Raw genomic sequence first — 13,181 nt, forward strand, 5'->3', positions numbered from 1 at the left:
AGGTATGATAACAAGTTTTTTTCATTCTACTTAATACGTGCAGATTTAAAGATATTATCTTACATTAAAATGCTCTTCTTGTACCCATGTATTTTGTCCAATATCGATATAACCATCTTTTCTTGCAAAAATTCCATATGGATAAGATCCATCTACATTTCCTTTATAATTTCCATTTGGACCGTCATATGTGTTAATGCCATAACCTGCTGGATATTTTGAATAAGCATGAAACCACTCTACTTCAAAGTGCTCTTCTTTCGCCCATGCTTCCCAACCTAGGCACAACATTTTTTCATTTCCACCATACCAAGCAGCATCTATAATTAAATATGGCATTTTTGTATTAATGACATTACCTGTGAACCAAGCATCTTTTCCAGGGCCACTATATAAATTGATACCCGATCCTTCTGGGTATTTAGACGTTGCAATTCCTAATCCTTTTGGTTGTAGTGGTTTATTAGAAGGATCAGTTGTACCACCACCTTCTCCTTTTCCTAAGTAATCTAATGGATTCACAGCATTACTCTTATTAACGTTCCAAGACCCTTTATGCAATTCAAAATGCAAGTGTTGACCACTAGAATCCCCTGTGTTCCCCATAATCCCAATAGTTTGTCCTTGTGTAACAGAATCACCTTCTTTTACTGTTCGAGAACCACTACGCATATGGGCATATACCGTTTCCCATGTAATCCCATCAATAGTGTGCACAATCATAATACATTCACCATAACTGGATGAAACATAAGAACGACTAACTCGTCCGCTAGCCGCTGCATAAATTGGATGATAGCCCGATTCAGCAAGGTCTATCCCATGATGATCTGGTCTGCTCCCCCTAAAACCACTTGTTACTCTCGTTGTATCTGTTGGATAAATAAATTTTGCCATAATAATCTTCCTTTCTATTTATAAGTAATATAAAAAGGCACTTAAAAAAGCACCTTTTATAAGATTTTTTCTTAATGTTCAAATTTAATATTTATAATCAAAGAAAAAGAGATCCTTTGTTATTACCTTACATTAAAATGTTCTTCTTTTACCCATGTGTTTTGTCCAATATCAATGTAACCATCTTTTCTCGCAAAAACACCATATGGATAAGATCCATCCACATTTCCTTTATAATTTCCATTTGGACCATCATATGTGTTAATACCATAACCTGCTGGATATTTTGAGTAAGCGTGGAACCACTGCACTTCAAAGTGTTCTTCTTTTGCCCAGGCTTCCCAACCTAAGCAAAGCATATTTTCATTTCCACCATACCAAGCAGCATCTATAATTAAATATGGCATTTTTGTATTAATGACATTACCTGTGAACCAAGCATCTTTTCCAGGACCACTATATAAATTGATACCCGATCCTTCTGGGTATTTAGACGTTGCAATTCCTAGTCCTTTTGGTTGTAATGGCTTATTATCACCGTCACCATTTCCTCCATCAAAATCCACATATTGCTTAACAATTTCAGAGTAGAAGAAATTCCCTCCATTTTTATATCGATAGCCACCATTGTAAGCAACAGCGATAGGGTTACTATATTTCACCATAGCACCAGTCGTATTTCCAAGTGATGGCGCAACAACCGTTTTAGAATACTGATCTGCCACCGGTAATGAATGTTGTTTATTGTTAGAAGCTAACCAGCGAAGGTAAGCTCGTCCAAAATTATATGATTGAACAATGGCACTTAAATCTGTAATGCCATTTTTCTTTGCATCATCAAAAGCTCCTTTTAGATGCTTTACTCCATAATAAATTGAATCTTTAGGATTTTTAATTGTATTCATCACCCAACCTTGTGATTCACTGGACTGCATAATATCAGGTGTTGTTTCAGAGTTTCCTCCACTCTCCACCATAATAATCCCAAGTACATAGGGAACTAATTCAGACACACCTTGTGCTGAACATTCACTTTCTACCATTGATTGCCAACGTAACACTTGTTGTGGCAGATTCTTTGTTTTAACTGAAGCAGCTAATAAACTCATCATTAAACATCTCCTTATTTTTCTATTATTTTCGCCTGTAAAACTACTACTTTACTAAATATAACTAGAAGCTAAAGACCCATTAATCCATCAAATCACTTCATGTTACTCACCTTCTTTCACAACAAAAAGAGCAACCATAAAAATAGTTGCCCTTTCGTCGAAATCTTATATTACTACTATAAATCACTTTTTCAATACTTTCTGTACACTGCATGTATCCTACAAAAAGGTAACACTAAAATCCATCTAAAAACTTGACAATCTTCCTTATTTCAGCGTGTTTTCGGCGTATATAGCCTGTACTATAATGTAATTCAAACGCAATTTGTTCTAAAGTCATCCCATCAACATATTTCATTTTAAGTATTTGATGATCCAGTCCTGTAAACTTATTAATCAAAAGCCTTAAATCATACTCTTCATTCATCTTATAAGCTAATTCATATTCAATTGCCTCAATCCGTCCTTCTACCTTAGCCCCTTCCGATTCAGCGGTTAATCGTACATTTTGCAAATCACCGCTAATCCAACGCTTCAATTCGGCTTTTGATTTGTCTAAGTTGTATTCTAAATAAGCAATTTCTTCTTCTAACTTCTTATAATCTTTGAGCCACTCGAACACTTACTGATTCACCCACTTCCATTCCTTTTACAAAGTCTCTTAATACTAATTTAATAGAATGAATATGCTTATTAGCTTTTTCAATCTTTATTACTTGTAAATCATCTTTCATTTTATAAACACAACCCTTCCCTAACATTTTTTATCCTCTATTGATCAGTTCATTATCTTTAGAATTTCGATATTTTTAATTAATTCCTGAATCCTATTGAAAAGACTTCTAACAGTCTCCATAGAAATTTAAGAAATAAACTGAAATTACAAATCGTTCATACTTGATCCAAGCATTCACTACTATTTTTATAATACTGTTCACTATGCATCTGGAATCTTTGAAGAATATAAATGCATTATTATTTTATTAAGATAATATATTTTAAAATAACAAAATCATCTAACGGTTTTCCTTATGACTTATATTTATTTAACACTTCTTGTAATCTCTCACGCTCTTCATCAATAGACTGTACAGTTTTTCTTTCCTCTTCTAGATTTGTTGATTCATCATCTTTATATAACCAATTGGGTACAATCTCTTTTCTATTTGAATACTTCCTACCTGTCCCTTTATATTTCTTTTTCTTACTCATTTCGAAACACCTATCTAGTATGGCCACATCAACTAATGTTTTAACTTCTTTCTCCTTCCAATTCCTCAATATAGCCTTAATGTAGTTCCATCTTGGTGCATTCTCATCAACAGCTTTATTAATTGCATGCTGAATTAACTCATCACTAAACAAATTACAAAAATCCCCCAACTCTGCAATTGCAATTTCACTTAACGGAATGCCCATCCCCTTAATAAAGTTACAACTTACTTTAACCCTCTCATTGATGAATACACGAGATTCTAATTTATCCATATCATCATAATGATTAGTATTTTGTATATTTGTATTTCGTTTATTAGTAGTTAGTCTATTAGTATTTAGTAGTTTCTGATTTTCCACATATGGCTTTACCACATCTTGGTTTTCCACTTGTGGCATGTTCCTTTGTGGCGTTTCGTAAATTTCCGTATCCCACTTTGTAATTTTTTTCGTATTCCCGTCACGAACAGGATAACGTTTTACATAACCTAATTCTTTTAATTCCTTAAAACCTGTACGGAGCGAATCTTCTCCATCCTTAGCATGTCGAGCTAATTCGCTAATATGAAAAGTCCAATCGTCTGGTAATGTAAGCGCATAGGCTAAGATCCCTTTCGCTTTCCATGACAACCTTTCATCTTTTAAACCAGTATTATTTATAACGGAATAATTACTATCTTTTTTCACTCGAATAATCCCCATACTAGCCACCTCATAAATTCTCAAAAACGGTATTCAATGTTATACTTATCTAGAGATATTTTTTCTTATAGAATCCGCTGCAACGGATTCTTTTCTTATGCATTCATTCAAAACAATCATGCTATCCATATCTATTTTCTTCTAAACCTCTCTTATTCCTCAAATTCAACATCCACTTGAATTTCGATATTCATAGGAATTTCTTGTGTTATACGAATCACATTTTGACTCATTCCTTTTTGAATAAGCTTTCTAACCTGCTCTTTTGCATCTTCTTTTGTTTTAAATTCACTGACAGTTGGTAACCCTGCTAAACTACTAGTAATTACTAAAATCTTTCTTTGCATGTTCTTTCCTCCTACTGAATGTCTGCCATATTTATTTGTGAGTTTTTAACTGTAATTTCTTCATTTAAAACAGTTGGAATTGAATATTCTTCATTAATAATTTGTATTGCTCTATCCAAATGATAACGTTTAATAGCTTTATAACTATTCACACCAAATTCCCGATGTAACTGACTATAAATATCTCTATATAACTTCCTTCTAAGACCGATATCCTGATAAGAATTTGAATTTTTACCTCCCAATAACATAATACCTAACCTTTTTACAGCCCTTGTTATCTCTTCACACTCGATAGCATAAAGCGGAGTATTTTCTCGCAACCCCTTCACCTCAGACTTTATTTCTTGTATCTCCTGAGTATGTCCTTCTAACGCAGCAAATGTTAACTTTAAAACCCCCATTGGATCCTTTGGCACATTTTGTTGATTTTGTATATACTGCTTCATTCGTTTGAACTCTTTCATAAATTTAATTTTCATTCCAACCGCTTCTCTACTGTTATATCCCATAACAAGTAACGTGAATGCTTCTTCTGTTAAATCATATTTAGAGGTTCGCCTGTTCTTTGAATTAACATAAGTGGACTCGTGAAAATTTTCTCCCCCAAACTCTTCACCTACATATACAATTTGTTTTCGAACTTCCTTCAAAACGTCGAAGTGATTTTTTTTGAATATCTTCGCAATTACCAAACTATCCGTTACTACTTTTCCATTAACTTCAAATACTAATGAACTATGTACTGATGAGTCAGTTAATTGCCCCATCCTCATCTCCTCCTCACTACTAATTTTGAACTATCTTTATTGCATTGAGATAATTTAGCACTACACATAATTCGTTACTTTCTTTTTACAGATTAACTAATTATCGTAATTTAAATTAAATACTTTGATATGAACCCTCTTATTAAAGTATCATTCAATAATTCGCTTATAGCATTACATTTTAAGTAAATCTCCTCCGATTTCAATTCGCTTCGTTTTCTTCAAATTCAAAAAGATATTCCAAACTATGTTCTGGAAAAAAAGTTTTCTTAATTTCAAAAGCTTCATCATAATAAAAACGAAATTTACCATTTATTTTGTCGCTCACTGTTGCGTGGCGAAGTTTCAGATGCGAAGAAATTTGTGTAATCATAATTCTTTTTCTCGCCATCTCTGCACGCAAATTCGGATACATTGACTCACCACCTGTTTTTTGTACGATATTGCGTTCATTTCCATTTAAATATAAACTCAATTCCGTATTTAGTCAACAAAAAAACGCATTTAAATACTCAATTTCGTATATTGTTCTATTTACTAACAAATTTAGTTAGGTTATGATATATACAGGAATACGCAATATCGTATACATTTTAATACGAAAGATGGTGAAAGTAATGAAAAAAGCAGAGGTTGTAACACGCCTAATAAAAGAAGCTGGCTATAGTAAAAGAGCCTTCGCCGAAAAAATAGGTCTCCCCCCCACAACACTGCAATCCATGTTATCAAGAGGGATTGGTAAAGCATCTGTTGATAATGTCATAAAAGTTTGTAAGGGATTAGGAATCACTACTGATGATTTAGAAAGACTCGCAACACAAGAGGGCAATACTGTTAAAGAAGAAGTTTCTATTTATGAAACCATCCAAAACGATCAATCAAACATTATTTACATTCCTATCATTGGTTCTGTAGCAGCCGGTACACCAATACTCGCTGAAGAAAATATCGAAGGCTATTTACCCATGCTAAGTACATTTTTAAACAAGCGTAAAAAGTATTTTTATCTTACTGTAAAAGGCACTAGCATGAATCTCGAATTCCCTGATGGTTCTTATGTTTTAGTAGAGGAAACTCCTTATGTTGAAAACGGACAAATTGCTGTTGTAAAAGTCAATGGTTATGATGCTACCGTGAAAAAGATTTCAAAATCTGGAAGCATCATTACTTTAATACCATTGAGTAATGACCCTATCCACGAACCAAAAACTTACGACCTTTCAGCTGAAGATGTAAAAATCATTGGTCGCGTTGTACAGGCAGTAAAGAATTATTAAGTTATAGCACAAGTGATTTAAAAAAAGATAAAATCAATTCTTTTGAAAAGATTTTCTTAGTAACATGATTTAAAATAACCAAAAACAATCCATTATCTAGTAGTTAATATATCCAATAACTTCACTAAAAAAGCCCTGATACCGTAGTATCAAGGCTTTTTTATTTCACAAATTATATAAAACTTACGTTTATCTGATAATGTTTTTCTATGATATCACTACTTGTTATTAATTCGTGGCTTTTATGTGGCTGTTTTTCATTTTATAACCACATAAAAGTGTAATAATTGGGAATTAAAAAACCCTTGATACGAGTTGTATCAAGGGTTCAATCCTCTTAGTATAGAGACATATATTGATCGCGTTCCCATTGGTGAACTTGCGTTCTAAAGATATCCCACTCAATCTCTTTCGCTTCGATGAAGTGCTCAAGTAAGTGTTCTCCTAGTGCACCGCATACTACTTCATTAGATTGTAATGTAACTAATGCTTGCGCTAATGTTGCTGGTAAGTCAACAATACCTGCTTCTTCGCGCTCTTCTTTTGTCATTACATAGATGTTACGATCTACTGCTGCTGGTGGAGTTAATTTGTTTTTAATTCCATCAAGACCTGCAGCTAATAATGTAGCCATTACTAAATATGGGTTTGCAGCTGGGTCAACACTACGTACTTCTACGCGTGTACTAATACCACGAGATGCAGGGATACGCACTAACGGGCTACGGTTTTGTGCAGACCATGCTACGTAACAAGGCGCTTCATATCCAGGTACTAGACGTTTGTATGAGTTTACAGTTGGGTTTGCTATCGCCGTAAATGCTGGTGCATGTTTTAAAATACCTGCGATGAAGTGACGAGCATCATCACTTAATTGTAAGTCACCGTTTGCATCAAAGAATACGTTCTCACCATTTTTAAATAATGATAAGTTACAGTGCATACCTGAACCGTTCACACCGTATAGTGGTTTTGGCATAAACGTTGCATGTAGACCATGTTTACGAGCAATTGTTTTTACAACAAGTTTGAATGTTTGAATGTCATCACATGAGCGAATTGCATTTGCATATTTAAAGTCAATTTCGTGCTGCCCTGGAGCAACCTCATGGTGAGATGCTTCAATTTCAAATCCCATTTCTTCAAGTTCAAGAACGATATCACGACGACAGTTTTCCCCTAGATCCATCGGCGCAAGGTCGAAGTATCCACCGTTATCGTTTAGTTCTAATGTTGGATTTCCTTTTTCATCAACCTTAAATAGGAAGAATTCTGGCTCTGGTCCAAGATTGAAGTCTGAAAATCCTAAAGCTTCCATTTCTTTTAACACACGTTTTAAGTTGTTACGTGGGTCTCCATCAAATGGAGTGCCATCTGCATTGTAAATATCACAGATTAGTCGAGCTACTTTACCTTTTTCAGCTGTCCAAGGGAAAATTACCCAAGTGTCTAAATCAGGATATAAATACATATCAGATTCTTCAATACGTACGAAACCTTCAATCGAAGATCCATCAAACATCATTTTGTTATCAAGAGCTTTCGTTAATTGTCTCACTGGAATCTCTACGTTTTTAATTACCCCTAAAAGGTCCGTAAATTGTAAACGGATATACTTTACATTCTCTTCTTTCGCCAAACGGAAAATATCTTCTTTTGTGTATCTAGACATTATAAATTCCTCCTTAGTCCCTCTAATCGCCTTCAGAATCAGTTATCTTTAGTGAAAAAATCTTGAAATGTCACCTTGTCGCAATGAAGTTCGATTGAATCTACCTGTATGTTGTAGTTCGTCTCGAAGTATTTTGCGAAGCTCAGTTTTTGAAATTTCTTTCGTTTCTTCTTTTACTTTCACTGCTTCTGTTTGATTTTCTTTCATTAGTAACACTTGTTTAATACCAGCCATATTCAAGCCTTGATCTAACAAATCTTTAATTTCTAACAACTTATCTACATCGTTAAATGAAAATAATCTACGATTCCCCTTTGTACGGGTTGGAGAAACAAGATTATGCTCTTCATAGTAGCGAATTTGACGTGCAGACAATTGTGTTAAATCCATAACAATACCAATAGGAAACAGCGGGGCAGAACGTCTATCTTCTTTCATTTTTCAGTTCCTCCTTCGCCTTAACTGCTTCTCATTTTATACTATGTTATGTTTAGTGTCAATAGATGTTAGCTTTTCTTACATGATTTTTTATAAATTTTTTCATGAATTTTTTCACTCTTTTTTCTAATCGCATAAATCATTACTTTTATACGAAAAAAGCTGCCGAAATCGACAGCTTCCCTTTAAGAAATTGTTAATAAATTCTTTTCAATCAATTCGTCAATCGCAGAACAAATCGCAATTTTAACATGCGAATACGTTAAGCCACCTTGCACATACGCAACATATGGCGGTCTAATTGGACCATCAGCAGACAATTCAATACTTGCACCTTGAATAAATGTTCCCGCAGCCATAATTACATCATCTTCATAACCTGGCATATAGTTTGCATACGGAGTAAAATGCGAATTAATTGGAGATGCATATTGAATCGCTTGGCAGAAGGCAATCATACGGTCTTTATCATCAAATTGAACAGATTGAATTAAGTCTGTTCTTGGTGCATTCCACGCTGGTGACGTGTTCATTCCTAACTTTTCTAAAAACGCAGCTGTAAAAATTGCACCTTTCAGCGCTTGTCCTGCAACATGTGGCGCTAAGAAGAACCCTTGATACATTTCTTGCAGACTGTATAAAGACGCTCCAGCTTCAGCGCCAATTCCCGGAGATGTTAAACGATATGCACACGCTTCAACATACTGTTCTTTCCCGACAATATAACCACCAGTTTTAACAATTCCGCCGCCCGGGTTTTTAATAAGCGAACCCGCCATTAAATCTGCACCAACATGACATGGCTCTTGCTCTTCAATAAACTCGCCATAACAGTTATCTACAAACACAACAACATCAGGTTTAATTTCTTTAACAAACGCGATCATCTCTTTAATTTGAGAAATAGTAAACGACGGACGAGTAGCATAACCTTTCGAGCGCTGAATACCGATCATTTTCGTATTATTATGAATCGCTGCTGCAACAGCCTCAAAATCAACAAGCCCAGCTTCAGTTAGCGGAACTGCATTGTAACCGATATTATATTCTTTAAATGAACCTACACCTTTCCCACGTACACCAACAATTTCTTCTAACGTATCATACGGTTTCCCAGTGATATACAATAACTCATCTCCGGGGCGTAAAATACCAAATAACGCTGTAGAGATAGCGTGAGTACCTGAAATAATTTGCGGACGAACAAGTCCAGCTTCCGCCCCAAATACATCAGCATATACTTTTTCTAACGTATCACGGCCAATATCATCATAACCATAACCTGTTGTCGGGATAAAATGCGAGTCACTAATTTTATGTTTACGAAAACTTTCTAATACACGAAACTGATTGCTTTCAATTACTTCATCCGCACGTTTATGTACTTCTGTAATCTGACTCTCTACTTCTTTTACGATTGGAGCAATTTTTTCTCCATTTTTCAAACGATCAAACATTTTTATTGTCTCCTTCTTCCACTAAAAATCTCTTTAATTGCACATTAAGTGATGAATGAGCAAAAATATACCCTGCACAATCATATACAAATTTATCTTCTAGAAACTCCATCTTTGCTAATAGAGTTTCCGTCTTTAAAAGCGTTAACAACTTACCTTCACTCGGAGGGATTTCCACTCGATAACGATCCATTTCTTTCTTCATCTTCGTTTCTATCGCTTCTTTTATACGCAATAAATCACTTTCTTCAAAAGCACTAGTCATTAAGAAATCACTTTTCGGAAACGGAATAAAGTTTTGATGTAATTCATCTTTTTTATTATATAACGTAATAACAGGAATATGGTTAATTTCAAGTTCTGATAATAATCTTTTTACTGTTTTTTCATGCCCTATGTAGTTAGGATCCGCGGAATCAACTACATGTAAAATGACATCTGCTTCCCCCGCTTCTTCCAGTGTTGAACGAAATGCAGCGATTAATGAAGTGGGTAAATCTTGTATAAAACCAACAGTATCAGTTAGTAATACTGTATAACCAGAAGGTAACGGCATCTTCCTTGTCGTTGGGTCTAATGTTGCAAACAGAAGGTTTTCTTCAAACGTATCAGCTTCCGTTAATCTATTAAACAGTGTCGATTTCCCTGCATTTGTATACCCTATTAATGACACTTGAAATACTTTATTATCTTTTCTTCTCTCACGATATCTTTTTCGATGTTCCACAACAACTGCAAGTTGTTTCTTTATTTCATCAATACGCAATCGAATATGACGACGATCCGTCTCTAATTTCGTCTCACCCGGTCCTCTTGTTCCAATACCACCACCAAGACGTGATAAGGACAATCCTTGCCCCATAAGACGCGGCATTGTATATTGCAACTGAGCTAATTCTACTTGAAGCTTACCTTCCCTCGACTTCGCACGTTGCGCAAAAATATCCAGTATTAGTTGCGTTCGATCAATTACTCTCGCATCTAATACTGAGGATAAATTCCGAATTTGACTCGGCGTTAATTCATTATTAAATACAATAACATCCGGCTCTAACTCTTCAGTTAACATTGTAAGCTCTTCTAATTTCCCTTTACCTATGTAAGTTGCCGGATGAAACTTTGGTCGTTTTTGCGTTGTTGACACTAACAATTCTGCTCGTGCAGTCTTCGCTAGTGATGCAAGCTCTTTCATGGAATGCATAAATTTTTCATCATCATCTTGTGGCAATTGACAGCCTACTAATATGACTTTTTCTTTTTCTTCCATCAAATATGTTCACTCATCCTTTTCGAAATTTAAACCTTCTAATATAATAGCAGAGGAAGCACATTTCATCTAGTTAGCGGGGGAGAAAATTCATGGCATGGGAGATTTTTAGCATCATAGGCACAATCGCTTTCGCACTAAGCGGAGCCATTGTTGCAATGGAAGAGGATTATGATATTTTCGGGGTGTATATTTTAGGAATGGCAACCGCATTTGGGGGAGGTGCCCTTCGTAATTTATTAATCGGTTATCCGATTGTCGCGTTTTGGCAACAAGACATGTTATTCCAAATCGCACTTTTATCAATGACTATTATTTTTCTTTTTCCAAATAAGTTAATTAGACATTGGAAAAAGTGGGAAAATATCACTGACGCTATTGGCTTATCGGCATTTGCTGTACAAGGAGCATTATATGCCCAAAAATTAAATTTACCAATTAGCGCCACAATTGTAGCAGCTGTTTTAACTGGTATCGGCGGCGGTATCATTCGCGATCTTTTAGCCCGCAGAAAACCTCTCGTTCTTCGAGCTGAAGTATATGCCTTTTGGACAATTTTAGCAGGTTTCTTAATTGGAGCTCAAATTATTGTTAGCGATTGGGCTCTTTACATTCTATTCATTTTAATTGTTTGCTTCCGCATGGTTTCTATTCATTACAAATGGCATTTACCGCACAGACGTATCGAAACGAAAGAACGTTCAATGCATAAATAGCACTCTAACCTCTTTACATATCGTAAAGAGGTTTTTCTTTTCTAACGATTTTTTCTTTATATAATGTTTATACTAATTTTTAAAGTGAGGTGAATACAAATGACAAACCACGTTAATAAAGGAGCTCAAAAAAGCTCAGTAAATCAATTTGGACACGATCCTAATTCAGCACACGACAAGAGCGCTAAAATGGAACACTTCCATAAAACACACCAAGAAAAAGCCAAAAAAGAGTAAACGAACTTATACACAGAAATCGACGCACAGTTTATGTACTGTGCGTCTCCTCTTCGAGCATCAAATCCATACTCGATATTCCAATTAAATCATTTTTATCATATGCATCTTCTTGCAACAACCGCATCGCCTGTGTACGAATTGATTTTTCAACAATATTCCGTACATACCGCCCATTACTAAACGATGTAATTTGCGACGAATACTTCACCGCATGTAAATGATCCCTAAATTTCCATTCAGCTTCTTTTGATAACTGATATTCACGATCTTCATACATTCTCTTCCCAATTTCCAATAGCTGATTTACCGAGTAATCCGCAAATTCAATAATAAATGGAAAACGAGATTGCAGCCCTGGATTTAATGAAAGAAAGTGATTCATTTCTCTTGAATATCCAGCTAAAATCAATACAAAACCATGTTGTTTATCTTCCATATGTTTTACAAGCGTATCAATTGCTTCTTTTCCAAAATCCTTCTCTCCTCCTCGAGCTAAAGAATACGCCTCATCAATAAACAAAATACCTCCCATTGCTTTTTTTATTAAATCTCTTGTTTTTTGAGCTGTATGGCCGATGTACTCTCCTACAAGATCAGCACGTTCAGCTTCAACCAAGTGCCCTTTTGATAGAATATTCATCTCAAACAGCAATTTTCCTATCATTCTAGCAACAGTTGTCTTCCCTGTACCCGGATTCCCTTTAAACAGCATATGAAGTACTTGCTTCTCAGACTTCAATCCCTTCTCTTGTCTTTTTTTATTCACATAAATCCAAGCATATATTTCTTTTATTATCTTTTTTATATCATCCATCCCAACAAGCTTCCCCATCTCTTCTTCAATTCTCTGCAGCATTTCATGTTTAATTGCAGTTTCATTTGAAATTACCGTTTTATTTTCTGCGGCTGGCAAAGAAATTTTCTTTCGATGGTTTAACACAATATTAATTTGATTGTTGTTTTTCTTTCGCATCGATTGTTCCATACAATCACCTCATTTTATCCACTCACCAAATATTATTATTCCTGTCCCCCTTGTAAATGCCTATTTTCAGAAAAGTTTGCTATAAT

Annotated in this window: 16 protein-coding genes; 3 read left to right on the plus strand and 13 right to left on the minus strand. The window is 35.0% G+C overall.

What is annotated here, in order from left to right; genetic code table 11:
- Nucleotides 1-54: 54 nt before the first annotated feature.
- From CGQ22_RS25900 to CGQ22_RS25930, 8 genes are all read right to left on the minus strand, one after another.
- The gene (locus CGQ22_RS25900) at nt 55-897 is read right to left on the minus strand and encodes a M23 family metallopeptidase (protein ID WP_001051373.1); all 843 of its coding nucleotides are present in this window, start codon (nt 895-897) and stop codon (nt 55-57) included.
- Nucleotides 898-1,019: 122 nt separating this feature from the next.
- On the minus strand, nt 1,020-2,006 hold the full coding sequence (locus CGQ22_RS25905; protein WP_139032834.1) for a lysozyme family protein: 987 nt from the start codon (nt 2,004-2,006) through the stop codon (nt 1,020-1,022).
- Between the two features lie 238 nt (nt 2,007-2,244).
- Nucleotides 2,245-2,631, minus strand: coding sequence for a DUF1492 domain-containing protein (locus CGQ22_RS25910; RefSeq protein ID WP_000464427.1), 387 nt, complete (start codon nt 2,629-2,631; stop codon nt 2,245-2,247).
- A complete protein-coding gene (locus CGQ22_RS32175) occupies nt 2,606-2,770 on the minus strand; it encodes a hypothetical protein (protein WP_000900734.1) in 165 nt (54 codons plus the stop codon). The genes CGQ22_RS25910 and CGQ22_RS32175 overlap by 26 nt, the downstream gene beginning before the upstream one ends.
- Nucleotides 2,771-3,038: 268 nt before the next feature.
- Nucleotides 3,039-3,926, minus strand: coding sequence for a DnaD domain protein (locus CGQ22_RS25915; RefSeq protein ID WP_000511417.1), 888 nt, complete (start codon nt 3,924-3,926; stop codon nt 3,039-3,041).
- A gap of 152 nt (nt 3,927-4,078) precedes the next feature.
- Nucleotides 4,079-4,273, minus strand: coding sequence for a hypothetical protein (locus CGQ22_RS25920; protein WP_001189064.1), 195 nt, complete (start codon nt 4,271-4,273; stop codon nt 4,079-4,081).
- Between the two features lie 11 nt (nt 4,274-4,284).
- The gene (locus CGQ22_RS25925) at nt 4,285-5,043 is read right to left on the minus strand and encodes a phage regulatory protein (protein ID WP_000531300.1); all 759 of its coding nucleotides are present in this window, start codon (nt 5,041-5,043) and stop codon (nt 4,285-4,287) included.
- A gap of 202 nt (nt 5,044-5,245) precedes the next feature.
- A complete protein-coding gene (locus CGQ22_RS25930) occupies nt 5,246-5,458 on the minus strand; it encodes a hypothetical protein (protein WP_000283431.1) in 213 nt (70 codons plus the stop codon).
- A 202-nt stretch (nt 5,459-5,660) separates the two neighbouring features.
- Here CGQ22_RS25930 and CGQ22_RS25935 point away from each other — a divergent pair, with 202 nt between their 5' ends.
- On the plus strand, nt 5,661-6,320 hold the full coding sequence (locus tag CGQ22_RS25935) for a LexA family protein (RefSeq protein ID WP_000708857.1): 660 nt from the start codon (nt 5,661-5,663) through the stop codon (nt 6,318-6,320).
- 337 nt (nt 6,321-6,657) lie between these two features.
- Here the strand turns inward: CGQ22_RS25935 and glnA are convergent, their stop codons facing one another.
- The 4 genes from glnA to hflX form a co-directional block, all read right to left on the minus strand.
- Entirely contained in the window at nt 6,658-7,992 is a 1,335-nt protein-coding gene (gene glnA / locus CGQ22_RS25940; protein ID WP_000092763.1) for a type I glutamate--ammonia ligase, read from the minus strand.
- Between the two features lie 48 nt (nt 7,993-8,040).
- Nucleotides 8,041-8,430, minus strand: a complete 390-nt coding sequence (glnR, locus tag CGQ22_RS25945) for a transcriptional repressor GlnR (protein WP_000656783.1) — start codon at nt 8,428-8,430, stop codon at nt 8,041-8,043.
- Between the two features lie 185 nt (nt 8,431-8,615).
- The gene (locus CGQ22_RS25950) at nt 8,616-9,887 is read right to left on the minus strand and encodes a methionine gamma-lyase family protein (protein ID WP_000460290.1); all 1,272 of its coding nucleotides are present in this window, start codon (nt 9,885-9,887) and stop codon (nt 8,616-8,618) included.
- Complete coding sequence (gene hflX / locus CGQ22_RS25955) at nt 9,880-11,154, minus strand: GTPase HflX (protein ID WP_139032835.1); 1,275 nt, start codon at nt 11,152-11,154, stop codon at nt 9,880-9,882. The genes CGQ22_RS25950 and hflX overlap by 8 nt, the downstream gene beginning before the upstream one ends.
- A 92-nt stretch (nt 11,155-11,246) precedes the next feature.
- Here hflX and CGQ22_RS25960 point away from each other — a divergent pair, with 92 nt between their 5' ends.
- A complete protein-coding gene (locus CGQ22_RS25960; RefSeq protein ID WP_000312267.1) occupies nt 11,247-11,870 on the plus strand; it encodes a trimeric intracellular cation channel family protein in 624 nt (207 codons plus the stop codon).
- Between the two features lie 99 nt (nt 11,871-11,969).
- The gene (locus tag CGQ22_RS32180; RefSeq protein WP_000181499.1) at nt 11,970-12,107 is read left to right on the plus strand and encodes a hypothetical protein; all 138 of its coding nucleotides are present in this window, start codon (nt 11,970-11,972) and stop codon (nt 12,105-12,107) included.
- Between the two features lie 31 nt (nt 12,108-12,138).
- Here CGQ22_RS32180 and spoVK read toward each other — a convergent pair whose 3' ends face one another.
- Nucleotides 12,139-13,095 (minus strand): stage V sporulation protein K, encoded by a 957-nt coding sequence (gene spoVK, locus CGQ22_RS25965; RefSeq protein ID WP_000438174.1) that lies wholly within the window; start codon nt 13,093-13,095, stop codon nt 12,139-12,141.
- Nucleotides 13,096-13,181: the final 86 nt, after the last annotated feature.

Source organism: Bacillus sp. M13(2017) (genome assembly GCF_002218325.1).
GTDB classification, from domain to species: Bacteria; Bacillota; Bacilli; order Bacillales; family Bacillaceae_G; genus Bacillus_A; species Bacillus_A thuringiensis_K.